The sequence below is a fragment of the Pseudoalteromonas sp. S1612 genome (assembly GCF_005887175.1).
Taxonomy (GTDB): domain Bacteria; phylum Pseudomonadota; class Gammaproteobacteria; order Enterobacterales; family Alteromonadaceae; genus Pseudoalteromonas; species Pseudoalteromonas undina.
The window spans coordinates 1-22,078 of the sequence record NZ_PNDH01000041.1 but is presented as its reverse complement, the minus strand read 5'-3'; the positions used below and the strand labels follow the sequence as shown (position 1 = coordinate 22,078).

The following is a 22,078-nucleotide window of genomic DNA, read 5'->3' as shown; positions in this document are numbered from 1 at the left end:
CCAATACAAGGAGACTTATGCAGTACATTTCACATCATGAGCAGCAGTTAGCGTTTTCGAAAACCGATAAACCAAAGGTTAATAACAATGAAGTGCTAGTAAAAGTGGCAGCGATTGGGGTTAACCGCGCTGATTGTATGCAGCGTCAAGGTAAGTATCCTGCTCCTGAAGGAGATAGCCCTATTTTAGGACTTGAGTGTGCAGGCACCGTGTGTGAGCTTGGCAGTGAGGTAGACCCTAAATGGCTCGGTAAGCGTATTTTTACTTTATGTGCTGGTGGCGCTTACAGTGAATACGTCGCAGTAGATGCGCAGCAGTTAATGATATTGCCCGATCATATCTCTATGGCGCAAGGTGCTGCTATAAGCGAAGTGTATTTAACAGCCTTTGGTGCGCTATTTGAATTAGGCAAGTTACAATCAGGGCAAACGGCGCTTATTCATGCCGGTGCCAGTGGTGTTGGTGGGGCGGCTATTCAGATGGCAAAAAGTGCTGGTGCACAAGTAGTGATTACCGCGGGTTCGGATGAAAAGTGTGAACATGCTAAAAGGTTGGGTGCTGACCACGTAATTAATTATAAAACCACTGATTTTGTTGAGTATATGAAATCACATAAGCTCACTGCAAACGCAATTGTTGACCCTGTTTCTGGTAGCTATTTAAATAAAAATGCCATAGTGGCCGCAATGGATTGTCAGATTGTTATGCTGGCATTTTTAGACGGGCGCTTTGCAGAGGTGGACTTTGCGCGCTTATTACAAAAACGGATTTCGTTTCATGCATCAACGCTACGTAATCGCAGTACTGAGTTTAAACGTGCTCTGAGAGATGCTTTTGTAGCGCGTTTTTATGATGATATTGCCAACCACAACTATGACTTTAATATTTATAAAACCATGTCATGGCAGCAAGCCAGTGAGGCTCATGATATTTTAGAGCGCAACGAGAATTCCGGTAAAGTTGTGCTACTGGTTGAATGATATAAGCAAGCACAGCGGGATTAATATTGTTAATTAGGCTGTGCGCCCATATAATTTAGTGAACACTATAAAATATTAAGGCAAATAATGAATCCAATTATTGCAATATTAAAAGAGCACAACGTTAGTGATGAAAAAGTAGCTGCGTTGTTTGAAGCATTTACCCAAAACCCAATGATGGCCATGGCATTAGTGCAAGAGCTGGGTATACCACCTGAAAAGCTTCAGCAACTAATGGCTGTGGTGATGACTCAACCGCATTTGATTAAAGAAGCCACTGATGAATTAGGTCTTGATTTTGCAAAAGTACAAGAAGCGAAAGACAAGTTAAATCAGCAGTAAACCACCTTTAGAGACATGTTTTATACATGTCTCTATCATTAAACATGTTTTGTTACACACTCCTTTGAACGGCTCTGCGTTTATACAGTCAAATAAATACTTAACCCATAGCAGAGACAAAACATGAAGCGACTTTATAAATTTTGGAAAAATAATCGTTCTTTAATTGTATTCATTATTCTAATGAGTGTGTTTAGAAGTGCCGTCGCCGATTGGTATGAAGTACCAACAGGTTCAATGAAACCGACTATTGAAGAAGGCGATCGAATCCTTACCGATAAAATGGCGTATGATTTACGTATACCATTTACGCATGTATCCCTGTTGAGAATGGGGGACCCACAAACTGGCGATATTATTGTATTTGACTCGAAAGTAGCGGATAACCGTTTGATTAAGCGAGTAATAGGTGTACCTGGAGATACTATTGTACTTAAAAATAATGAACTTATAATCAACGGTGAAAAGCTTAATTACACACATTTGCAAAGTAATACGACTTCTTTAGATAAAATAGAAAACTTAAATGGTTATAAGCATTCAATCCGCGTTAGTAATACACCATCACGTTTATCGAGCTTTGATGAAATAACAATTCCTGAACACTACTATTTAGCTATGGGTGATAACCGTGATAATAGTGCAGATTCTAGAGTAATAGGGCTTATCCCACGTGATGAATTACTAGGTAAAGCCGAGCGTGTGATTGTATCGCTTGATTACGATAACTATTATTTACCTAGAGCAGAGAGATTTTTAAAACCTTTAGAGTAATAGAACTGCTGTTAGCAAGCCTAACCACAAGGTTTTAGCCTTAATTCGTTTGTGATTTTCTAATCTATATCAATTGAATACGCTTCGAGTAGCTCATTTAGCTTAGTTTGCTCTGATGCATCGAACTCGATACCAACACTAAGGCGATTCCCCTTCATTTGATTATTTCTGATATAGGACGTGACTATGACAGACTTATTGTCTATCGGTGACAAAATATGCACAAATACTTGGCGTTTTTTTAGCGCTACAAATCCAGAGCTCACATGTATCGCAAAACGGCAGCCACTGGGTGAAATATCAATGATTAACCCATGCAATAAGCTCTTATTATCGGCGTCTATATCACCTTTGTGTAAACTTATTTTAGCTGGAATATGAGTCGGTAGTCTGCTAGTTTCACGTAATTGACGGCTTTCGATTTTTTTAGGGTACGCTAGATAAATTAAGCGTTCAGGGCGAAATGAAATCGCTAATATACTGGTAGAAAAAGCCACACATTCACCGCGCTCATCTTCGATGATATAACGAACAATGGCGCCATTACCTTCAACTAAAATATCGCTGTAGTCGTTTTTACCTGCTTGAGCAGGGTATTTTAATATTAAATATTTACCGGTGTCGTAGCCGATTAAAGTGAGTTTAAAGCGAACCTGAATAGGGTTGTTAAATTGTATATCAATTAATTTCCCTGGAAGTAAATCGAGGAAAAACTTTTTTTGATCTTCAGTTGCTTTCTCTTCAACAGTGGTATTATTTTTATTCGCTTCCACAAACTCTTTCTCAATATTAACAGACGCTTAATTATCTTTTAATATAGTGTAAAAATCACTAGTATTAAAGAGGGCATTTGGAATTAGGTATTAATACTTTATGCTCGTTCTAGTAAGTGTTTCAGCTATTCACGGGGTTTTATCTACAGAAATGTTGCTATTTTAGCAACACGTAAACATTATGGTGATCAATAAAAACTTAGCGCTTTGGTATTGAAATCATACTTATACTACCATTTATCACGTTAAGGATTATTATTTACGAGCTTGAAATAACTATTTACCTTTCTCTCGATAAAATTTATCTACATAAAAGTAAGTCACTTAACTAAGTAAATGGTATAGCATAGTAACACCATCTATCTGTTTAAATTAGAGCAGCACAAAGGATTATGATGATCGTTAACATGTTCGATAAATTAATATTTGCTTGCGCTTTTATTATTGCATTGCAACTACCGCAGCTAAGTGATCATTACCAACAACATTTAGCGGGCTTGTATCATGCGACCAAGTGGCAAGTTGATGGCTATGCAGATACAGCAAAGCAATATAAATTTTCTAGCACACAAGCAATGATAAACCGTCATTTAGCAAACACGGAACCGAGTGTCAGAGCCGATGCAGAACAAAAACAGCAAACCTTGATGCTATTCGTAGACTTAAATCAAGGTATGAAGCTATTTGAGCAAGGTAATTTAGTGCAAAAATTGCTGTATATATTCTCCCCTGATCGTTTTGAAAGATTACAAAATACACTCAATAACTTTAAGTTAGGGATCCCTTTAACCACCAGTGCATTATTGTTTGCGCTGATATTAGCTATCATATTAAATCAGCTCGTAATGTTGCCGTATACTTTATATGTTGCCCAAAGAAAACGAAACGCAGCTAATGCTTAATGACGTAATTACTGTTGGTGCTTTTTAATCGGCTTTTTTAACTACAAATGCGCCACGAATGTCACCCAGTTTAAAATCAGTTGCCTGATCATTAGGGTATAAAGTCGCTATTTTTTTAGAAACTGCGGGGGCAATGTCACTGCCATGACATGCTAAACACGCCTTTTGAGTGGGGATCGCTTTTATAAAATACCAGCCATCTGACCTTTGTGTTTGGTGTTCTATTTTTGCTATAGGCTCGCCATTGAGCTTACGTTGTTCAAAATTTAATAAAACATTTCTTAACCATTTATCGGGTTGATTATCTGGGTTACGTGTTTTTAACGCACTGCGGCTAATTTGCCATGCACTATTGCTGTGTTGTGAAGTGATAGCGGGTGCGGCTGTATTACATACACTAATCGCCGCTATAGGTCCATTTTGTTGCATTGTGCTAACCAGTATCTGTTTTAAATCAGTTGAAAATGCCTTAATAGTTTTGCGCGCATCGTCAACATTGTTAGCAAAAGCAGCGGATGAAATAAATAAACTGGAAAAAAGTAAAATAATGCGCATAATACACCCCTTAATATTAGTAACTACTAATATATAGAGTGTCAGGTATTTTTCAACTAAATCGTACAGTGTTTCAGCACTTTTTTATTCGATGTACCGTGGCTAAAATCGATAAACGGTCCCAAGTGAGAATAATATGTATACTAAACAAGATGATAATAAAGTAATAAATCAACAAAACACCTATGATGCTGGTGGACTTAGTGCTGATGACCCCTTGGCGGCAATTAAAGCTATTCGACTTGAGCAGTTGGCACAATGTCGGCTAAAAACACAAAAAGAAATGCAAACGGGGCATAAAAAAAATAAACCCTAAGCGATAATAATTTGCTAAATTAAATTTATGAATTTCAAACTTGGATAGTGCAATCAATTACATAACTATAAAACACCCTCATCAAGTTATTTCTTTTATTGCTTGGCTATGCGCTTTGGTTGTGGTGTTGATAGGACTTTTTACACCTAAAAATAAAGAAATTTTATTGTTCTTAACAGTGAGCTCGCTGTGTTTGCTGATGTTTAATAGTGTGGCAATTTCTGCTTGGGTATTTCATCAGTTTAAAGATAAGCAGTTACGCTTTATAGCGGTTCTATGTAGCGCAGCTTTAATGCTGTGCACAGTAGGGGATGTGATTAACTTTAACCTATCCCAGCACTATCATCGCTATGCAACGTTAATAAAGCATGACTACTTAATTGATTCAATTTTATTTTTTGCACCTGGCTATAGCCTTTTATTTTTAGCCTGTGTGTTGGCCTATAAAAGGCAGCAAGCTATATCGCAATTAAAAAGCATACTTTTTATGGTTGTTGTACTGGTGATAAGTGCTACGTCACTCGCTTCTATGTATCTTGATGGCGCTGGTATACCTATTTTAGCTATGACCGGCGTTTATAGTGTTGTAGTAACCTCGGTGGGGCTTATGGGTCTTGTGTTGGTTGTTACTTATGGTGGGTTTCATGCGCCCAAACCAATTATATGGGTGAGCTTAGGGCTTTTACTAGCTGCATTGGCTGATGCCATTATTGGTGCTTTTTGGATTTATGGTAACCAAGGACAAGGTTTTTATCCTCAAGTGCGCTATATAAATTGGTTTATCTATATTAGCTCTCAATGCTTAGTGATTCATTTAGCAAAAGTAGTCGCTTTAGCTAAATAACGTCAACAATAAAAAAGCCGCTAAATATTTAGCGGCTTTTTAAACAAGCACAGTGCTTACATTACTCGCATACCAGGCTCTGAACCATCGTCTGGGTTAAGAATGTATATTTCTTTACCGCCCGGGCCTGCAGCAAGTACCATACCTTCAGACATTCCAAAGCGCATTTTACGTGGTTTAAGGTTAGCAACCATCACAGTTAGCTTTCCTTCGATGTCTTCTGGTGCGTAAGCTGATTTAATGCCTGCAAATACTTGGCGCGTTTCGCCGCCTAAATCAAGAGTTAACTTAAGCAGTTTGTCTGCGCCTTCTACGTGCTCTGCTTTAGCAATTTTAGCAACGCGTAAATCTACTTTTGCAAAGTCATCAAATTCAATCTCAGCTGCGATAGGCTCTTTTGCCAGTGGGCTATTAGGATCGATTTTGTCTTTTTCAGCGATTAAGCTTTCTTTTGATTCTTCAACCATTTTATTCACTTTGTCCATTTCAACACGTTGCATTAACGGCTTAAATTTATTGATAGGGTGGCTTATTAGTGCAGTTTGCACACCTTGCCATGTAAGCTCATCATTTAAAAAGGCTTCAACATTTGTCGCCATACCAGGCAGTACAGGCTTCAAGTAAGTGATCAGTACGCGGAATAAGTTAAGTCCTAACGAACATACCTGATGCGCTTCTTCTTGCTTAGACTCGTCTTTAATAAGCACCCAAGGCGCAGCATTATCAATAAATTGATTTGCTTTATCAGCAAGCGCCATAATTTCACGGATTGCGCGGCTGTATTCACGATTTTCGTAATGTTCAGTAATAGTGGCTGAGGCATTTTGAAACTCAGCAAGCAGCTGTGGTTCCATAATTGTGTCGCTTAACTTACCGTCAAACTTTTTAGTAATAAAGCCAGCACAACGGCTCGCAATATTAACTACTTTACCCACTAAGTCTGAATTTACACGCTGTGCAAAATCTTCTAGGTTTAAGTCTAAATCGGTAATACCACTATTAAGTTTAGCTGCGTAGTAATAACGTAAAAATTCAGGATCTAGGTTATCTAAATAAGTACGCGCTTTAATAAACGTGCCTTTTGATTTAGACATTTTCGCGCCATTCACCGTAACAAATCCATGAGCAAATACGTTAGTAGGCTTTCTAAATTGAGCGCCCTCTAACATCGCAGGCCAAAACAGGCTGTGGAAATAGATAATGTCTTTACCAATAAAATGATAAAGCTCAGCGTCAGACCCTTCTTGCCAAAACGCATCAAAGTCGATGCCTTGTTTGTCACATAAGTTCTTAAAGCTCGCCATATAACCAATAGGCGCATCTAGCCATACGTAAAAATATTTACCTGGTGCGTTTGGAATTTCAAAACCAAAGTAAGGTGCATCACGGCTTATGTCCCACTGCTGCAAACCATCGGCAAACCACTCATCTAGCTTGTTCGCCATTTCTTGCTGGATTGTGCCTGAGTGTAGCCATTCTTTAAGCATGCCTTCAAAGGCTGGTAAGTCAAAAAAGTAATGCTCAGAATCTTTTAAAATAGGCTCAGCACCCGACATGACAGAGCGTGGGTTGATTAGCTCTGTTGGGCTATAAGTTGCGCCACAGGCATCACAGCTATCACCATTTTGATCTTCTGATTTACAGGTAGGGCAGGTGCCAGTAACAAAGCGGTCTGGCAGAAAAATACCTTTTTCTGGATCGAATAACTGAGAAATAGTGTGCTTTTTAATATGACCGGCATCGTTAAGGCGGTTATAAATAAGCTCACTAAATTCTTTATTTTCTTGGCTGTGAGTGCTGTGGTAATTATCAAATTTGATATTAAAATCAGCAAAATCGCGTTGGCGTTCTATGCTAACGTTTTTAACCATTTCCTCTGGCGTGATCCCTTGCTTTTGCGCATTAAGCATAATAGGTGTGCCATGAGCATCATCGGCGCACACGTAGTATGCTTCGTGGCCTTGTAGTTTTTGAAAACGCGACCAAATATCAGTTTGAATATACTCTAATAAATGCCCCAAATGGGTAGGGCCATTGGCATAAGGTAATGCGCTAGTAATCAGGATCTTTCGCTGTGCCATAATCATTCCAAATTAAGCGTTCCTAGCTAGGAACAGATGAAAATTATTACATTATCGATAAGCGCGGTAGTAACAGAGTACACTGCTTATTGATATTTACTAATTGACTGGTGTTAATGCCCTGAATGTTACATAATTCCGTGGCACTTTTCATCAAAGAAACGCTATTTTATTGCTATGTTTGGACTGTCAAAACTATTCTCTGCTAAATCGGTGCAAAAACAACCGATTATTTCTGCTTTAGCGGCCTATCGCAGTGTCGCTTTTGCTGTGGGTATTGAGCAAGATTTTATTGCTGATATTACTCAAAACACCGATAAATCAATTATTGTTAAACTCACTCTTCCTTTTGCCGCGCAATCTGAAATGCCGCATGTTGCTAATTTTTTAGCTGAGCGACTTAAAATCGAGGTAAATGTAAGTGCGGTTGTGGCACTTAAAGAGCCTGCAAAATTTAAAGCCATAAAGCACATTATTTTAGTGGCCTCAGGCAAAGGTGGGGTAGGCAAATCTACTACGGCTGTAAATCTTGCAGGTTCGCTTAAAAACGAGGGCGCTAAAGTAGGCATTTTAGATGCCGACATTTATGGTCCGTCTATTCCTATGTTGTTAGGTTTGGTAGGCAGTGAGCCTGTCACTAAAGACAACAAACAATTACAACCATTTGATGCCAGCGGTATTAAAGCGCAATCTATAGGCTTTTTAGTGCCTAGCGACGATGCAACTGTATGGCGCGGTCCTATGGCCTCAGGCGCGCTTAGTCAGCTATTAAATGAAACCGATTGGGGTGAGCTTGATTACTTAATCGTCGATATGCCTCCAGGCACTGGCGATATTCAATTAACCATGAGCCAAAAAGTACCTGCCAGTGGCACTGTAATTGTTACAACGCCACAAGACTTAGCGTTGGCAGATGCGCAAAAAGGCATTGCTATGTTTAATAAAGTAAACGTGCCAGTGCTTGGTTTAATTGAAAATATGAGCCATTACATTTGCGGGCATTGCGGTGAAGCTAATCATGTATTCGGTAAAGATGGCGCACAAAAGTTAGCCTTGAAGCATGGTGTTCCTGTGCTTTCACATATTCCGCTTGCGATTAATATCAGAGAATCCTCTGAACAAGGTAAATTGATTGCCAATGATGCAAATGCAGCTATAAGTGAAACTTACAGTGCAGCCGCACGGCTCATCGCCAGTACGCTTTATTATCAACAACATCACAACGCGATTGAAGTTGTGATTACGGAAGATTAAAAATGAGACTTTCAGATACACATATAAAAGAATATTTAAACGACGGGCGCATTGTTATTGAGCCCGCCCCGACCAGTGAAATGATTTCTGGGGTGACTGCGGACCTTCGTTTGGGTAATAAGTTTAGAACTTTTCATGCCCATAATGCCGCTTTTGTTGACTTAAGCGGTCCAAAAGATCAGCTTAATAAAGCCTTAGAATCAATTATGAGCGACGAAATTGTACTAGATGAAGGCGAAGCATTCTTTTTACACCCCGGCGAGCTTGCATTAGCAATAACCTATGAAAAAGTAACCCTGCCTGCAGACATCGTTGGCTGGTTAGATGGGCGTTCGTCGCTGGCACGTTTAGGTTTAATGGTGCATGTAACCGCACACAGAATCGACCCTGGTTGGAGTGGTAATATTGTTTTAGAGTTTTATAACTCGGGTAAACTGCCACTTGCGCTTAGACCCATGATGAAGATTGGTGCAATGAGCTTTGAAACGCTCACCGGTCCATGTGAAAACCCTTATAACACCCGCATTGATGCCAAATATAAAGATCAGAATAGCGCGGTAGCAAGCCGTATTAGTGACGATAAATAACCAATCTAAGGAATAGATTATTTTTCTCGTTGATGAAGCACATAACCTAATAGTTGAAAATAATGGTTAAGTGCTTCATTGGCGTGTAATGTGTGCTTTAACTCAGGATAAATTAAACTATTATTACTTAACCCGCTGACTAAGAAACTGTTTTTGATTGTTTGATGCTGGTTTATACATGCTTCAAAACAACGAGCTGCAAGCTCCTCTGGCATACTCATGTATTGTTGCTTGTGCTTCTTATCAAACGCGATACAGCGTTGTACAAATTCATTCGCATCTTCACCGTTTTGTTCTAAAAATACCTGCTTATAAAATTGATTAAGTGCATCATTAAGTGGATGACTCAAATCGGGAGAGTTTGATAACCATAACTTAGAGGCGAAACCAAAGCGGGTTTTTGATTTAAATAAATGCTCACTAATATGATGATCAAATGCATGAAACCACTCATGGGCTAAAGCACCGCCGCCTGCGTTTTTTGCCAGTGCGAGAGTTTGATCGTAAGCATTATAGTGTGCTTGCACGCCTTTTTGCCCACCGTGACCAAAGGCAAAGTTAAGCTTACCGCGAAGGCCAATTGCTGTTGGCGGTAAATGTAAAATTTGCGCTAAATCAGCTAGCGCATCATAAATTAGATTGGCACTAATAAATCGCTCTTCTTTAGTCACCCATTTACCAACTACCATCGAACGAAAACCAAAAGTCGTTCTAATATCACTAAAATCAACTTGGTCGTCAAAACGATAGTCAGGGCCTTGGCGTGAAAATCCACGCTTTAATCGAGAAGGGGTATTACGCATTGGTTATTTCATTTTTAATTACAGGTAACGTGCTTTTACGTGAGCGGGCATATGTTGGGTTTGTTTGGTAATTAATTCATCTAATAAATCATACAACGGCGCCGGATTGAGTGCTTCAATAAGCGATAAACTATGCGCTACGGCCTCTAGCGTTGACAAGCTATCTGCTCTTGGAGCTTTACGAATAGTATAACGGTTCGTGGGAATTTGGCGAAAGCTTACTGTTTTAAACTTTTGTAATAGTGGGGTTAATTGCAAAATTTTAAAGGCTTTATTCCATGTACCATCGAGCACTATTAAATGTGTAATGGGTCGCACGTTTTCATTGTCATTAGCTACATCTAACTCAATTGCGTCCTCGTTTGGATAGAGTAACACGGTCGAGCTGAGCGGCAGCTTTTGCAAGCAAGCAAAATCTTGATTATTTTCGCCTATAATTATTTTGCATCGCGTTAAACTTAATGCCAATAACTGTGCCGTATTTTTACTAATTTTTGCTTCACTGGGGTGCTGTAACACAACAACCTGAGTTTGATTATCAACACAGGTGATTGCATTGCAAATACAGGTGCTTAGCGAAAAATTACAGCGTTCACAAAGGGCACGTGCCATAAGCTAACCATTCGATTAATACATTTAACTTAATTATACATTTTTGCATTAATAAAGTTGGTTTTTTTTGTGCTTAGATATAGAGTAAGAGATGAAATATAAATTGCAGGAACGCATTATAGGGCATCAATATGACAGAAATCAGTATCGACGAATCCGCTTTAGAAAGTATGGAATCGCTATTAGGTGAACAATTTCCAGATACGCTGGAATTTTGTTGTGCGGAATTTGAGCGCTTAGGGAACGAAACTATTGCAGCGCTTGGCCAAGATAAAGAGGCTGCAATTCGCCATTCTCATAGCCTTAAATCAAATGCGGCTCAATTTGGAGCGGCAAGTTTAGCCGAGGTAGCACGTTTAATTGAATATAATTTAAATAATGGGAATGACGAGCAGGCTGTTGATGCAGCAAATAATTTAATGGCGCAAGTTACTGGCTCGCAAGCAAAATTAAATGAGTGGCACGCTCAGCGATAAACCCGTTTAATGAAGAACAGAATAAAGTATTAACGTGAATTTTTTTCAGTTTTAAGCGCTTAATTTCCCCTAGTAATTCACGGCTTTACTGAGTTAGTCTTAAGGCTAACTTGCTCTTTAGAGGTAACAATGTCAGAAATAAAAAAGAGTCATAAATTAGACGGCGTCTGTTATGACATCCGTGGCCCCGTTTTAGTGCAAGCTAAAAAAATGGAAGATGAGGGCCAAAAAGTACTTAAGCTTAATATTGGTAACCCCGCGGCGTTTGGTTTTGATATGCCAGAAGATATGCACCGCGACATTATTCGTAATTTATATTCTGCTCAAGGCTATTGTGATTCTAAAGGGCTTTACTCTGCGCGTGTTGCTATTTATCAGCATTACCAACAGCGTGGTTTACACAACTTAGACGTTGATAATATTTACATTGGTAACGGTGTGAGTGAACTGATTCAAATGGTCACTCAAGCTTTGTTAAATAATGACGATGAAGTATTAATTCCTGCACCCGATTATCCGCTTTGGACTGCGTCGGTAAAGTTAGCAGGCGGTAACCCTGTTCACTATTTATGTGATGAAGAGCAAGATTGGTTTCCTGATATTGATGATATTAAAAGCAAAATCACCTCGAAAACTAAAGCATTGGTGTTAATAAACCCTAATAATCCAACAGGGGCAGTGTACAGTGATGCCTTGCTTGAAGAATTGATCAACATTGCCCGAGAGCACAAGCTTTTACTGTTAAGTGACGAAATATACGAGAAAATTCTGTACGACGGCGTTACCCATACTTCTATTGGTGCATTGTGCGACGATATTCCCATTATTACGTTTAACGGTTTAGCTAAGACATATCGCGCCGCTGGTCTTAGAATGGGTTGGATGGTGCTAAGCGGGCGCACTGCCTTAATGACAGATTTAATTAAAGGCCTCGATATTCTTGCCTCAATGCGTTTATGCGCAAACGTCCCTGCTCAATATGCCATTCAGCAAGCATTGGGTGGGGTACAATCCATTGATAGCTTAATTGACCCCGGAGGCCGCTTATACGAGCAACGAGATATTGCTTGGCGTGGATTAAATGCAATTGAGGGGATAAGCTGTAAAAAGCCAAAAGGGGCGCTGTATGCATTTCCCAAAGTTGATACAAAATTGTTTAATATTAAAAATGATGAACAAATGATGTTTGATTTGTTAAAGGCAGAAAAAATATTATTAGTACATGGGCGCGCTTTTAACTGGCCAGATCCCGATCATTTTAGATTGGTGTTTTTACCTAATAAAGATGATTTAAGCAGTGCGATGATGAAAATGCAGCGGTTCTTCAAAGATTACCGACAAGAATAAAGTAAAAAACGAGCCAAATGGCTCGTTTTTTGGTTAATGCACTAAAGTAAATGGCCGTGTTTCAAAGCATGTGATGGGGCATTCCATTCTCTGTCTTGGAATGCCAGCTTCCATAAAAACGTGTCCTTGCACAGTAAAGCCGTTATTTTTGAATCGTTCTACTTCATTTAAAATACAGTTAATACTGACAGCTTCAATACCTTGCTCCGCGGCAAGCTTTACAATGAAATTAAGTAGAGATTTATAAACGTTGCGATTGCGGTGTTGGGGTAGTACGGCAATTCTTCCTATTAAACCATCATTACATAATCGACCTGTAGCAACAGGTGAGTGCATATTATCGGTAACCAGAATATGTTGAGCGAGCGCATCTAAGCTATCAAATTCAATATTCTTTGGAATATGTAATTCGTAAACAAAAACACGCTCTCTTATTTGTTGAAGTTGATCTTTTTCACTTTGCCAATCAACTTTGTCAACAGTATAAACCATAGCCTCCTCCTAGCTAAACCAAATACCCTCATTAACCAGTGTAGTAAAGGTTTCGATAAAATCTAGGCTAGGTGTGGTTGAATTCAGCAAGCTGCTATCAAATTCAATAAAATCAGTTAGCTGTTTTACAGCCTCTAAATCAGATAGCGGTAAAGGGTAGTTTTCGCCATTAACACTTAAAAGCAGCTCATCACCGATGCATTGGTAAATTGCACGCGTGCCACCAATACGCTCAAATGTCATATCACTGTCAAGTTGTTGCATAATTTCAGCTGTACTAAACGGGTTTTCTTCAGGGGCTAAATCCATATCATGCTTAGGTTGACTTAATGTGTTTCCTAACCAATTTTTAAATAAGCTGTCGTTTTCTATTAAAGCCTGCATTAACGTTTTTACTTTATCAACTTCGCTTTGCGTAAGCTCACCTTTTGAATCACGTAGCGCGAGGGTATGATCCGTGTAACGTTTTTGACCGCTTTCTGTGTCAATAATATGATCTGCAAAGCTAGACAGCAAATCTTGTTGATTAGGTGCTCTAAATCCGACCGAGTAGTTTAAAGCATTTTCAATGGCATAGCCTTCATGCGGACAACCTGGTGGTATGTACAAGATATCACCAGGCTCTAAAATACAATCAATTACTGCGGTGAAGGCTTCAACTTGTAACAAGCTTTTATTTTGAGCAAATTGCTTTAATGAGGCATCAGGTAAGCCTACTCGCCAATGGCGTTTGCCTTCTCCTTGAATAATAAATACATCATATTGATCCAAGTGCGGTCCAACACCACCGCCAGGGGTTGAGTAGCTGATCATTAAATCATCTATACGCCAGTTAGGAATAAAACGAAATGGTTCAAGCAATTGTGCGGCTTCTGGGTGCCAATGATCGACTGCTTGCACTAATAAAGTAGCGTGCTCATCGGTGAGTATTTCAAAATCTTCAAACGGCCCTTGATGGGACTGCCATTGCTGGTTATGGTTGGTTATAATACGCGACTCTATGCTGTCTTCCATGGCAAGGCCTGCCAGTTCATTGGCATCAAGAGGGTCTTTAAAGTCACTAAAACCTCTTTTGATTAACAGTGGCTTTTTTTGCCAATATTGATTTAAAAACGCTTGCTCAGATAATTCATTTATTTTTAATTGATACATAGAATGCCTATAACGTTAAGACCTAAATGAAAAAAGCGAAAGGCAGGTACCTTTCGCTTTTTATTAGTAGATTTGAGTAATTAAACTAAATCATCAATAAACTCAACAGCGCGACCAATGTAGTTGGCTGGGGTTAGCTTTTTCATTTCTGCTTTTGCAGCGTCTGGTAAATCTAAACCATCAATGAAATCAGCCATAATTTCTTGATTTACACGTTTACCACGCGTTAAATCTTTTAGCTTTTCATATGGCTTTTCAATGCCGTATTTACGCATTACTGTTTGGATTGGCTCTGCTAGTAGCTCCCAGTTTTGGTCAAGCTCATCGGCTAAACGTTGTTCGTTAACTTCTAGCTTGCTTACACCTTTAAGTGTAGATTGGTATGCAATAACAGCATAACCCATACCTACACCTAGATTACGTAATACGGTTGAATCAGTTAAATCACGTTGCCAACGAGAAACAGGCAGCTTTTGCGCTAAGTGACCTAATATGGCATTAGCCAAACCTAAGTTACCTTCTGAGTTTTCAAAATCAATAGGGTTAACTTTATGTGGCATAGTTGATGAGCCAATTTCACCAGCAATGGTTTTTTGCTTGAAGTGATTAAGCGCAATGTATCCCCACATATCGCGGTCAAAATCGAGCAATATAGTATTAAAACGCGCAATAGCATCAAATAGTTCTGCAATGTAGTCATGCGGTTCAATTTGTGTGGTAAACGGGTTAAGTGTTAAACCTAGGCTAGCTACAAATTTATCTGCGTGAGTATGCCAGTCGTAATCAGGGTAAGCACTTAGGTGAGCATTGTAGTTACCTACAGCACCATTTACTTTGCCTAGCATTTCTACTTGGGCAATTTGATCACGTTGACGCTTTAAACGCATGTATACGTTTGCAAACTCTTTACCCATAGTTGATGGGGTTGCAGGTTGCCCATGCGTACGAGTCATCATTGGAATGGCTTTGTATTCAACAGCTTTTTCTTTAATTGCGCTTAATAGCTCATCGCAATAAGGTAAAATAACATTGTTACGTGCTTCACTTAACATTAAACCGTGAGATAGATTATTAATATCTTCAGATGTACATGCAAAGTGAATAAATTCATTAATGGCATGTAATTCAGCGTTATCAGCTACTTTTTCTTTTAGTAGGTACTCTACGGCTTTTACATCATGGTTAGTGGTGCGTTCAATGTCTTTAACACGCTGCGCATCGGCTTCACAGAAGTTATCGACGATAGCATTTAATAGTCCGTTTGCTTGCTCGCTTAAAGCTGGGACTTCTTTTATATCGCTTGCTGCAGCTAACGCTTGCAACCAACGCACTTCAACGGTTACGCGGTATTTGATTAATCCAAATTCGCTAAAAATACTGCGTAGTTCAGTGGTTTTGCTGCCGTAGCGACCATCAACCGGAGAGATAGCCGTTAACGCTGAAAGCTCCATAATAACTCCTAAATTTTAGTTTGAACGATAATTAAATTTTTGTTTTAGCAATGGCGAGAATTTTTCTTTTTGCAAAAAAGAAATGACGACGTTTGCCGCCCATTTGACGCCATAATACTGCACTACGAATGCCGGCTAAAAGTAACGCACGGATTTTGTTTTGAGTGAGCTGCTGTTTTAATAACTCGGGTTTACCATAAACCTGGATTCGGTGCCCAAGGGGGCTTAGCACCGACGAGTATATATCTGCTAAACCGGCAACAACACTGTCATCGGTAATAGCAAAATGATCTAAACGACGATGAATATCATCAATACGTTTACCTAATTCATTGAGGCTCTTACTATTGGCACTAAGGGCTCGCTCTAACTGCATTAAGCCACCCACGTATTTAACTATTTCAACATCTTTTTGAGCTCCGGCACTCAGTTGTGCCATTAATGTTTTATAGCCATCACGCAAATTTTGTGTGCCTTGGTATACATCCTCAGGAGAGGCGGGTGAGGTTTGCACAATACTTGATAACAACGTTGATAAGTCATGTTCATCACAACGACCGTATTGAGCAACCTTTTGTACTTGTTTTGCTACTTGGCACATGGCAGCAAGTGCCATGACTTGATGTTGATTCATTACTTAATCACCGAATCAATAATACCACCGCCTAAACAGACTTCATCAGCGTAAAATACGGCGGATTGTCCTGGGGTAACGGCTTTTTGCGGCTCATCAAACAATACGCGTGCCATACCATCTTCTCCAACGAGTAATGTACAGCTTAAGTCTTCTTGACGGTAGCGAGTTTTAACGGTGCAGCGAGTTGTACCTTGCGGGCCAACACGATCTACCCAGTGTAATTGGTTTGCATTAAGGCCGTTACTGTACAAGCGAGGGTGATCTTTACCTTGACCAACAACAAGAACATTTCGTTCTATATCTTTATCTACCACGTACCATGGTTCGCCCGAGCCTTCTTTCATGCCACCAATTAATAAACCTTTACGCTGGCCAAGGGTGTGATACATCAAGCCTTCATGCTCACCTACATTGTTACCATCGGTGTCTTCAATTACTCCAGGTTGTGCAGGCAAAAACTTTTGCAGAAAATCTTTGAATTTACGCTCGCCAATGAAACAAATGCCGGTGCTGTCTTTTTTATCATGGGTAATTAAATCCTGTTCTTCAGCAATGCGGCGTACTTCTGGTTTGGCAATATCTCCGACAGGAAATAGTGTTTGCGCAATATGCTCATGGCTTAGTGTATACAAAAAGTAGCTTTGATCTTTGTTATCGTCTAGGCCTCGGCACATTACGTATTTGTCATCGCGTAGCTCTCGGCGCACATAGTGACCAGTTGCAATAAAATCAGCACCAAGTGCTTGCGCAGCAAACTCTAAAAACGCTTTAAATTTTATTTCTTTATTACACATTATATCTGGGTTGGGTGTACGACCCGCTTTGTATTCTGCTAAAAAGTATTCAAATACATTATCCCAGTATTCAGCAGCAAAATTAACGGTATGAAGTTCAATGCCTAACTTGTCACATACAGCTTGTGCATCTTTTAAATCTTCAGCAGCAGCGCAATATTCATCATTGTCATCTTCTTCCCAGTTCTTCATAAACAAGCCTTCTACTTGGTAGCCTTGCTGTTTTAATAAATATGCAGATACAGAAGAATCAACACCGCCGGACATACCAACGATGACTTTAATGTGACTATTTTCGCTCATGAATAATTTCGCTTATACAGATTACTGTTAACTTGGAAAGGCCGCGATTATAGCATGTATTTTGTTGGTGCTTAAAGAGAGGATGGGGGATTGAATAGATTTTGTTGTAACTTTTTCCATCCAATGGTTAGTAAGGCGTAGTTTGGTGTGTAATTTACTCATTTTTAGGCTAATGAAAAGGGATGAATTATATTGATGGCTTCATACTTTGTAAGTTGCTTTTGTCGTATTTAATTACGTAGCGCTATTCTTCATTAACAAAACTTTACATTTGAGATTACCTACCATATCTTAATTAGTATCTAAACACGTAAATACTTAAATAACCTAAAATATAATCAATGGAATGAATATATGAATTACGCCTCGCAATCACATTTGGTTAAGTCGTTTGTGCTGGATGCGTCCGAAAAAACGGTGTCAAATCTTACTTTTGAAGACGATTATTCACTACAGCAATTCAAAGAATCAGCTTATAAGTTATTTTATGACATTATAACTGTGCCAGCTCCCTATCTTTATCAAGAGCCTAATCCGATTGTTGAGCTGTTTAGGCTTATAGAATCCTCTTTAGGCTCTTTAAAATCATCACAAAAGGCAATTTTAAGCCAGTTAGAGAAATGGTGGGTAGAGTGGCATTTTGTCGCTTCAATGAATGTATCGCTTGAACGTGAAAACAAAGAACAAGACTATAATGTTATAAGCACTACCCAACACCCTATGCGCAAGCATGAGTTGAGTCATTATGCGCGGTTATTCACGATTCTACCCTTACCGGTATGTGATGTTTGTATGGTAACTGGTGATATTTTAAAAGTGAACCAACGTTTTATTGATGTATTTGGTTACACGTTACAAGACGTACCTAATCTTAATGTTTGGTGGAAATTAGCCTACCCTGAAAAAGATTACAGAACATTTGCACAAACGTTATGGCAGGAGTCACTTGAGCAAGCCAATCAAAATAATGATGATATTCCAGCTAATGATTACAGGATTTCTTGTAAAGATGGCAGTGAAATTGTGATGCAAGTTTCTGGTATCAGTGTTGAAGGAGAATTTATTGCTATATTCAACGATGCTACTGAGCGTTTAAAAACTCAAGAAATACTCAGTGATATGGCGTTTTTAGACTCACTCACTAAAATAGCCAACAGGCGGCGCTTTGATGAAAAACTAACGTCTGAATTTAACAAGTTATCGAACGAGCATCGTGAGCTTTCGATAATCATTATTGATATCGATAATTTTAAAAAGTATAACGACCGATATGGTCATCTCGAAGGAGATAAATGTTTATTTCAAGTTGCGCAAAAATTAGCTGAAACCGTCTGCAGGCCAGAAGATTTTGTAGCGCGATTCGGAGGAGAAGAGTTTGTCGTGCTGTTACCTCAAACAGGTAAGCAAGGGGCATTATTTATTGCCGAACAAATACAAAAATCGATTGAAAAAATGGCCATTCCCCACAAAGATAGCTTTACAGGTATATTGTCTGTCAGTATGGGAATAAACACCATAGAGCATGAACACGATAGCGATCATGCACAATTTTTTAAACAAGCAGATAACGCACTTTATTACGCGAAAAAACAAGGAAGAAATTGTATTGCTTTAGCTACAGATAATTAACGCAACTTGATGGTTAATTATCAATATCTTTGAATTCTCCGCTATTTATTCCCTCTAGCGTGTATTTACCGATACTGTAGCGAATTAAACGCAAAGTAGGGTGGCCAACATGAGCTGTCATGCGTCTAACTTGACGGTTTCTGCCTTCGTTAATTGTAATACTTAGCCATGATGTAGGTATTGATTTACGCTCTCGCACAGGAGAAGTTCTTGGCCAAAGCGCTGGTTCATCCATTAAAGTTACTTCAGCGGGTAAGGTGATGCCATCTTTTAGTTCGACACCTTTATTTAAAGCATCGATAGATGCTTGTGTTGGGGTCCCTTCAACCTGAACCCAATAGGTTTTGTTGGTTTTTTTACCAGGCGCTGTGAGCGTATTTTGTAACTTGCCGCAGTTTGTTAATAACAACAACCCTTCGCTGTCCCTGTCTAAACGACCTGCTGCGTAAACATCTTTTATAGGAATAAAATCAGCCAATGTTTGCCTATTTTGATCGTCAGTGAACTGGCAAAGAACATCATAAGGTTTATTAAATAAAATGACTTTTTTATCGCTCTGCGCTATTGCCGGCTTTATTGGTCTTTTTACTGTCCTTTTATTGATACCACTTCGAGAGTAAGTACGGCCTGTATTGCGCTTACCCTTTGAGGAGGGCGAATGTTCAGTTTTATGCTTCATTAAATACACCGTGCAGGTTTAGGTAAACCCGCAATTTTAGTTGCTTGTTTGGCTGGCCCTTTAGGAAAAAGTTTGTATAAGTACATGCTGTTCCCTTTATCCTCACCGAGTGCTTTAGCCATGGCTTTGACTAACATTCTAATGGCTGGACTAGTGTTATATTCAAGATAAAACTCTCGCACAAAGTTAACAACTTCCCAATGCTGCTCAGTTAATGTGATGTTTTCTTGCTCAGCAATAACATTGGCTAACTCTTTTGACCAAACAGTATGATCTAGCAAATAACCTTGTTTATCAGTGTCTATTGTTTGATTATTAAATTCCAACATGGTTCACCAAGTAATTGATTGTTTTGCAGTTAAACTGAGGGTAACGAACTCATCATAGCTAATTGCTTTGTCGTTCATATTTAATGATATATCTCGAGCTTCTGCATCATCTTTTAAAATATAAAGTGAGTCAGCAAATTGTCTATATTGCCCTTTTGCAAAGCAAGCGTCACCCACGAGTAAAACACTGTCTGTGAGCATAATTAGATTGTCTAAGCTGTGGGTACTGTAGTAATTCAGTGGTTTTGAAAAAATATGTAAAGTACTCATAGGGTCACCACATGCTGCTGATTGTGAATTAACTGTTTTTGGGCATTAAAGTTTACTATGTTTGCCTCAATGAGTAGTTCACTTTTACTTAAACCATAATCAATCAGTGACTTTTCACAAACGTAAATATTTTCAACATCATAGATTTCCAACATTTTAATGTTTTTAAAAAAATCTTTGATACCTAAACTATTTGGCTTTTGGTTTTTTTTAAGCGCTAACACAGCTGGGCCGCTAAACAACCAGCTAATATTTTGATCTACGGCAGCAAAAATAAGGGTCATATCAAGTGCATCGCGGATATGCATGTCATCAAATGGGCTTGACTGACTAATTACGAGTACATTAATCATTTAAATTGTATCCATTTATCTGCTTCACTGGCCAGCATGGCAAATTCAGCTAAGCCTGCAACAGCAAATGCGCCGGTATTTTTTATATCTAAGCCTCGCTTTTCAGCCGCAGTAAGGCATAACATTAGATTTATATTTTTTTCAGCCAGTTGCTGCCAAAGCGAGGGAGTACTTAACTCATCTGAGGCTAACTCAAAATGAGTTGAAGCATGATAAATAGCATCTTGGTATAAAAATAACGCATCAACGCTATGTCCCTGCGCTAGGCAGGCATGAGCAAACTTAACAATACGTTGAGTGGTATCGTGATCTGATGGTGGAGTATGTAAAGAAAGTACAAAGCGTGCCAAAACTATTCCAATAAAAAAGCCCCAATAAAGGGGCTATTTTAACAGAACTATTTAATTAGTCATTATTTGCGCCAAGTAAGGCAAGTAATGAAGTAAATAGGTTATATACGCTAAGGTATAAAGATACAGTTGCACGGATATAATTTGTTTCGCCGCCGTTAATGATTCTGCTCGTATCGAACAAAATTAGGCCAGACATGATTAATACAACTGCTGCGTTTAGAACCATAAACATTAACGAGCTACCTAAGAAAATATTTACAATACTTGCCACGATAACCACAATTAAGCCGACAGTTAAAAAGCCACCCATGAATGAGAAGTCTTTTTTAGTGTTAAGCGCATAAGCAGATAAACCAAAGAAGATTAACGCCGTAGAACCTAGCGCTTGCATAATTAGCATAGGGCCATTAGGTAATTGTGCGTAGTGATTAAGTAGAGGGCCTAAGCCGGCTCCCATTAATCCTGTAAACGCAAACACCCAAAATACACCAGATGCTGTATCTGCTTTTTTATTAACAACAAAAAGTAGACCAAATGAAACTAGTGTGAATACAAGTCCCATAAAGTAAGGTAATTGCAGTGCCATTGAAATACCGGCAGTGACTGCACTAAATGCAAGTGTCATTGCAAGTAAGAAATAAGTGTTTTTAAGCACTTTGTTTGTTTCAATGGTCGACATTACCGGCTTTGCAGTGTTGTACGATTGATTAAACGCCATTGTAGAGCTCCTGTAAGTGAAACTAAGTAGTTCCTGTAATTTAACTAAAATTAGATTACCAACTCTTATATGTTTGGGCAAACCTTTGTAGATCAATAGACAACTAAATTTAAATAAAAGTTCATTTGCCGGTTAGGATTTGCTCTCATTGTTTTATGTTTGAACAAATTAGTTGTTTTTTAATCACTTGAACAAAAAAATGAAAAAAAAGCTTCACAAAGCCCAAGGGTTTCCCTATTATTCAGGCCGTGCGGAGAGATGGCAGAGTGGTC

27 protein-coding genes are annotated in these 22,078 nt (G+C 38.9%); 11 read left to right on the top strand and 16 right to left on the bottom strand.

Features of this window, described 5'->3' with window-relative positions:
• Positions 1–17: 17 nt before the first annotated feature.
• The 3 genes from CWB78_RS14210 (at position 18) to lepB (ending at position 2,096) form a co-directional block, all read left to right on the top strand.
• The gene (locus CWB78_RS14210) at positions 18–980 is read left to right on the top strand and encodes a zinc-binding dehydrogenase (protein ID WP_138596148.1); all 963 of its coding nucleotides are present in this window, start codon (positions 18–20) and stop codon (positions 978–980) included.
• Between the two features lie 87 nt (positions 981–1,067).
• Positions 1,068–1,322: a DUF2999 family protein gene (locus CWB78_RS14205; RefSeq protein WP_008113615.1), complete on the top strand. Its 255-nt coding sequence runs from the start codon at positions 1,068–1,070 to the stop codon at positions 1,320–1,322.
• A gap of 123 nt (positions 1,323–1,445) precedes the next feature.
• Positions 1,446–2,096, top strand: a complete 651-nt coding sequence (gene lepB, locus CWB78_RS14200) for a signal peptidase I (RefSeq protein WP_138596145.1) — start codon at positions 1,446–1,448, stop codon at positions 2,094–2,096.
• Between the two features lie 59 nt (positions 2,097–2,155).
• On the opposite strand, the gene CWB78_RS14195 is transcribed toward lepB, so the two are convergent.
• Complete coding sequence (locus CWB78_RS14195; protein ID WP_055012566.1) at positions 2,156–2,869, bottom strand: flagellar brake domain-containing protein; 714 nt, start codon at positions 2,867–2,869, stop codon at positions 2,156–2,158.
• A 395-nt stretch (positions 2,870–3,264) separates the two neighbouring features.
• On the opposite strand from CWB78_RS14195, the gene CWB78_RS14190 reads away from it, so the two are divergent.
• Complete coding sequence (locus tag CWB78_RS14190) at positions 3,265–3,771, top strand: DUF2937 family protein (RefSeq protein WP_138596143.1); 507 nt, start codon at positions 3,265–3,267, stop codon at positions 3,769–3,771.
• A 24-nt stretch (positions 3,772–3,795) separates the two neighbouring features.
• On the opposite strand, the gene CWB78_RS14185 is transcribed toward CWB78_RS14190, so the two are convergent.
• Positions 3,796–4,326 carry a Tll0287-like domain-containing protein gene (locus tag CWB78_RS14185; RefSeq protein WP_138596141.1) on the bottom strand — a complete coding sequence of 177 codons (531 nt, stop codon included), beginning with the start codon at positions 4,324–4,326 and terminating at the stop codon, positions 3,796–3,798.
• Positions 4,327–4,462: 136 nt separating this feature from the next.
• Between CWB78_RS14185 and CWB78_RS14180 the strand changes: the two genes are divergently transcribed.
• Both CWB78_RS14180 and CWB78_RS14175 read left to right on the top strand, forming a co-directional pair.
• On the top strand, positions 4,463–4,642 hold the full coding sequence (locus CWB78_RS14180; protein ID WP_138596139.1) for a hypothetical protein: 180 nt from the start codon (positions 4,463–4,465) through the stop codon (positions 4,640–4,642).
• 166 nt (positions 4,643–4,808) lie between these two features.
• Entirely contained in the window at positions 4,809–5,486 is a 678-nt protein-coding gene (locus tag CWB78_RS14175) for a hypothetical protein (RefSeq protein ID WP_249930464.1), read from the top strand.
• A 56-nt stretch (positions 5,487–5,542) separates the two neighbouring features.
• On the opposite strand, the gene metG is transcribed toward CWB78_RS14175, so the two are convergent.
• Positions 5,543–7,567, bottom strand: a complete 2,025-nt coding sequence (gene metG / locus CWB78_RS14170) for a methionine--tRNA ligase (RefSeq protein WP_041708923.1) — start codon at positions 7,565–7,567, stop codon at positions 5,543–5,545.
• Between the two features lie 177 nt (positions 7,568–7,744).
• On the opposite strand from metG, the gene apbC reads away from it, so the two are divergent.
• Together apbC and dcd are read left to right on the top strand one after the other, a co-directional pair.
• The gene (gene apbC / locus CWB78_RS14165; protein WP_138596135.1) at positions 7,745–8,821 is read left to right on the top strand and encodes an iron-sulfur cluster carrier protein ApbC; all 1,077 of its coding nucleotides are present in this window, start codon (positions 7,745–7,747) and stop codon (positions 8,819–8,821) included.
• A 2-nt stretch (positions 8,822–8,823) separates the two neighbouring features.
• Positions 8,824–9,408: a dCTP deaminase gene (gene dcd / locus CWB78_RS14160; RefSeq protein ID WP_054201024.1), complete on the top strand. Its 585-nt coding sequence runs from the start codon at positions 8,824–8,826 to the stop codon at positions 9,406–9,408.
• Between the two features lie 17 nt (positions 9,409–9,425).
• On the opposite strand, the gene CWB78_RS14155 is transcribed toward dcd, so the two are convergent.
• Positions 9,426–10,211, bottom strand: a complete 786-nt coding sequence (locus CWB78_RS14155) for a CLCA_X family protein (RefSeq protein ID WP_054201023.1) — start codon at positions 10,209–10,211, stop codon at positions 9,426–9,428.
• Positions 10,212–10,229: 18 nt separating this feature from the next.
• Positions 10,230–10,823, bottom strand: a complete 594-nt coding sequence (locus tag CWB78_RS14150; RefSeq protein WP_138596133.1) for a tRNA-uridine aminocarboxypropyltransferase — start codon at positions 10,821–10,823, stop codon at positions 10,230–10,232.
• A 131-nt stretch (positions 10,824–10,954) separates the two neighbouring features.
• Here CWB78_RS14150 and CWB78_RS14145 point away from each other — a divergent pair, with 131 nt between their 5' ends.
• Positions 10,955–11,299 (top strand): Hpt domain-containing protein, encoded by a 345-nt coding sequence (locus tag CWB78_RS14145; protein WP_010390183.1) that lies wholly within the window; start codon positions 10,955–10,957, stop codon positions 11,297–11,299.
• A 129-nt stretch (positions 11,300–11,428) separates the two neighbouring features.
• Positions 11,429–12,646, top strand: coding sequence for a pyridoxal phosphate-dependent aminotransferase (locus CWB78_RS14140; protein WP_010390182.1), 1,218 nt, complete (start codon positions 11,429–11,431; stop codon positions 12,644–12,646).
• Positions 12,647–12,679: 33 nt separating this feature from the next.
• Here CWB78_RS14140 and CWB78_RS14135 read toward each other — a convergent pair whose 3' ends face one another.
• The 5 genes from CWB78_RS14135 to mnmA all read right to left on the bottom strand — a co-directional run bounded on the left by CWB78_RS14135 (position 12,680) and on the right by mnmA (position 17,475).
• Positions 12,680–13,138: a GNAT family N-acetyltransferase gene (locus CWB78_RS14135; RefSeq protein ID WP_010390180.1), complete on the bottom strand. Its 459-nt coding sequence runs from the start codon at positions 13,136–13,138 to the stop codon at positions 12,680–12,682.
• Between the two features lie 9 nt (positions 13,139–13,147).
• Positions 13,148–14,290 (bottom strand): ribosomal protein uL16 3-hydroxylase, encoded by a 1,143-nt coding sequence (locus tag CWB78_RS14130; protein ID WP_138596131.1) that lies wholly within the window; start codon positions 14,288–14,290, stop codon positions 13,148–13,150.
• Positions 14,291–14,370: 80 nt separating this feature from the next.
• Complete coding sequence (purB, locus tag CWB78_RS14125; RefSeq protein WP_055012554.1) at positions 14,371–15,741, bottom strand: adenylosuccinate lyase; 1,371 nt, start codon at positions 15,739–15,741, stop codon at positions 14,371–14,373.
• Between the two features lie 31 nt (positions 15,742–15,772).
• Positions 15,773–16,375, bottom strand: a complete 603-nt coding sequence (gene hflD / locus CWB78_RS14120) for a high frequency lysogenization protein HflD (RefSeq protein ID WP_055012553.1) — start codon at positions 16,373–16,375, stop codon at positions 15,773–15,775.
• Complete coding sequence (gene mnmA, locus CWB78_RS14115) at positions 16,375–17,475, bottom strand: tRNA 2-thiouridine(34) synthase MnmA (protein WP_010390175.1); 1,101 nt, start codon at positions 17,473–17,475, stop codon at positions 16,375–16,377. Before mnmA ends, hflD begins: the two co-directional genes overlap by 1 nt.
• Before the next feature lie 354 nt (positions 17,476–17,829).
• Here mnmA and CWB78_RS14110 point away from each other — a divergent pair, with 354 nt between their 5' ends.
• The gene (locus CWB78_RS14110; protein ID WP_138596129.1) at positions 17,830–19,104 is read left to right on the top strand and encodes a sensor domain-containing diguanylate cyclase; all 1,275 of its coding nucleotides are present in this window, start codon (positions 17,830–17,832) and stop codon (positions 19,102–19,104) included.
• 13 nt (positions 19,105–19,117) lie between these two features.
• On the opposite strand, the gene CWB78_RS14105 is transcribed toward CWB78_RS14110, so the two are convergent.
• From CWB78_RS14105 to CWB78_RS14080, 6 genes are read right to left on the bottom strand one after another with little or no spacing between them, the layout of a single operon-like run.
• Positions 19,118–19,783, bottom strand: coding sequence for a pseudouridine synthase (locus CWB78_RS14105; protein ID WP_138596127.1), 666 nt, complete (start codon positions 19,781–19,783; stop codon positions 19,118–19,120).
• On the bottom strand, positions 19,783–20,112 hold the full coding sequence (locus tag CWB78_RS14100) for a TusE/DsrC/DsvC family sulfur relay protein (RefSeq protein ID WP_010390172.1): 330 nt from the start codon (positions 20,110–20,112) through the stop codon (positions 19,783–19,785). The genes CWB78_RS14105 and CWB78_RS14100 overlap by 1 nt, the downstream gene beginning before the upstream one ends.
• A 3-nt stretch (positions 20,113–20,115) precedes the next feature.
• Positions 20,116–20,382 (bottom strand): DsrH/TusB family sulfur metabolism protein, encoded by a 267-nt coding sequence (locus CWB78_RS14095; RefSeq protein WP_010390171.1) that lies wholly within the window; start codon positions 20,380–20,382, stop codon positions 20,116–20,118.
• A complete protein-coding gene (gene tusC, locus CWB78_RS14090) occupies positions 20,379–20,735 on the bottom strand; it encodes a sulfurtransferase complex subunit TusC (protein ID WP_024603060.1) in 357 nt (118 codons plus the stop codon). The genes CWB78_RS14095 and tusC overlap by 4 nt, the downstream gene beginning before the upstream one ends.
• Positions 20,732–21,085, bottom strand: a complete 354-nt coding sequence (gene tusD, locus CWB78_RS14085; protein WP_138596125.1) for a sulfurtransferase complex subunit TusD — start codon at positions 21,083–21,085, stop codon at positions 20,732–20,734. Before tusD ends, tusC begins: the two co-directional genes overlap by 4 nt.
• 55 nt (positions 21,086–21,140) lie before the next feature.
• Positions 21,141–21,806 carry a Bax inhibitor-1/YccA family protein gene (locus CWB78_RS14080; protein WP_008112034.1) on the bottom strand — a complete coding sequence of 222 codons (666 nt, stop codon included), beginning with the start codon at positions 21,804–21,806 and terminating at the stop codon, positions 21,141–21,143.
• Positions 21,807–22,078: the final 272 nt, after the last annotated feature.

Bases quoted from the DNA above. Each gene is read 5' to 3' on its own strand.
- CWB78_RS14210 (WP_138596148.1), top strand. From the start codon at position 18: ATGCAGTACATTTCACATCATGAGCAGCAGTTAGCGTTTTCGAAAACC.
- CWB78_RS14205 (WP_008113615.1), top strand. From the start codon at position 1,068: ATGAATCCAATTATTGCAATATTAAAAGAGCACAACGTTAGTGATGAA.
- lepB (WP_138596145.1), top strand. From the start codon at position 1,446: ATGAAGCGACTTTATAAATTTTGGAAAAATAATCGTTCTTTAATTGTA.
- CWB78_RS14190 (WP_138596143.1), top strand. From the start codon at position 3,265: ATGATCGTTAACATGTTCGATAAATTAATATTTGCTTGCGCTTTTATT.
- CWB78_RS14185 (WP_138596141.1), bottom strand. From the start codon at position 4,326: ATGCGCATTATTTTACTTTTTTCCAGTTTATTTATTTCATCCGCTGCT.
- CWB78_RS14180 (WP_138596139.1), top strand. From the start codon at position 4,463: ATGTATACTAAACAAGATGATAATAAAGTAATAAATCAACAAAACACC.
- metG (WP_041708923.1), bottom strand. From the start codon at position 7,567: ATGGCACAGCGAAAGATCCTGATTACTAGCGCATTACCTTATGCCAAT.
- apbC (WP_138596135.1), top strand. From the start codon at position 7,745: ATGTTTGGACTGTCAAAACTATTCTCTGCTAAATCGGTGCAAAAACAA.
- dcd (WP_054201024.1), top strand. From the start codon at position 8,824: ATGAGACTTTCAGATACACATATAAAAGAATATTTAAACGACGGGCGC.
- CWB78_RS14155 (WP_054201023.1), bottom strand. From the start codon at position 10,211: ATGCGTAATACCCCTTCTCGATTAAAGCGTGGATTTTCACGCCAAGGC.
- CWB78_RS14150 (WP_138596133.1), bottom strand. From the start codon at position 10,823: ATGGCACGTGCCCTTTGTGAACGCTGTAATTTTTCGCTAAGCACCTGT.
- CWB78_RS14145 (WP_010390183.1), top strand. From the start codon at position 10,955: ATGACAGAAATCAGTATCGACGAATCCGCTTTAGAAAGTATGGAATCG.
- CWB78_RS14140 (WP_010390182.1), top strand. From the start codon at position 11,429: ATGTCAGAAATAAAAAAGAGTCATAAATTAGACGGCGTCTGTTATGAC.
- CWB78_RS14135 (WP_010390180.1), bottom strand. From the start codon at position 13,138: ATGGTTTATACTGTTGACAAAGTTGATTGGCAAAGTGAAAAAGATCAA.
- CWB78_RS14130 (WP_138596131.1), bottom strand. From the start codon at position 14,290: ATGTATCAATTAAAAATAAATGAATTATCTGAGCAAGCGTTTTTAAAT.
- purB (WP_055012554.1), bottom strand. From the start codon at position 15,741: ATGGAGCTTTCAGCGTTAACGGCTATCTCTCCGGTTGATGGTCGCTAC.
- hflD (WP_055012553.1), bottom strand. From the start codon at position 16,375: ATGAATCAACATCAAGTCATGGCACTTGCTGCCATGTGCCAAGTAGCA.
- mnmA (WP_010390175.1), bottom strand. From the start codon at position 17,475: ATGAGCGAAAATAGTCACATTAAAGTCATCGTTGGTATGTCCGGCGGT.
- CWB78_RS14110 (WP_138596129.1), top strand. From the start codon at position 17,830: ATGAATTACGCCTCGCAATCACATTTGGTTAAGTCGTTTGTGCTGGAT.
- CWB78_RS14105 (WP_138596127.1), bottom strand. From the start codon at position 19,783: ATGAAGCATAAAACTGAACATTCGCCCTCCTCAAAGGGTAAGCGCAAT.
- CWB78_RS14100 (WP_010390172.1), bottom strand. From the start codon at position 20,112: ATGTTGGAATTTAATAATCAAACAATAGACACTGATAAACAAGGTTAT.
- CWB78_RS14095 (WP_010390171.1), bottom strand. From the start codon at position 20,382: ATGAGTACTTTACATATTTTTTCAAAACCACTGAATTACTACAGTACC.
- tusC (WP_024603060.1), bottom strand. From the start codon at position 20,735: ATGATTAATGTACTCGTAATTAGTCAGTCAAGCCCATTTGATGACATG.
- CWB78_RS14080 (WP_008112034.1), bottom strand. From the start codon at position 21,806: ATGGCGTTTAATCAATCGTACAACACTGCAAAGCCGGTAATGTCGACC.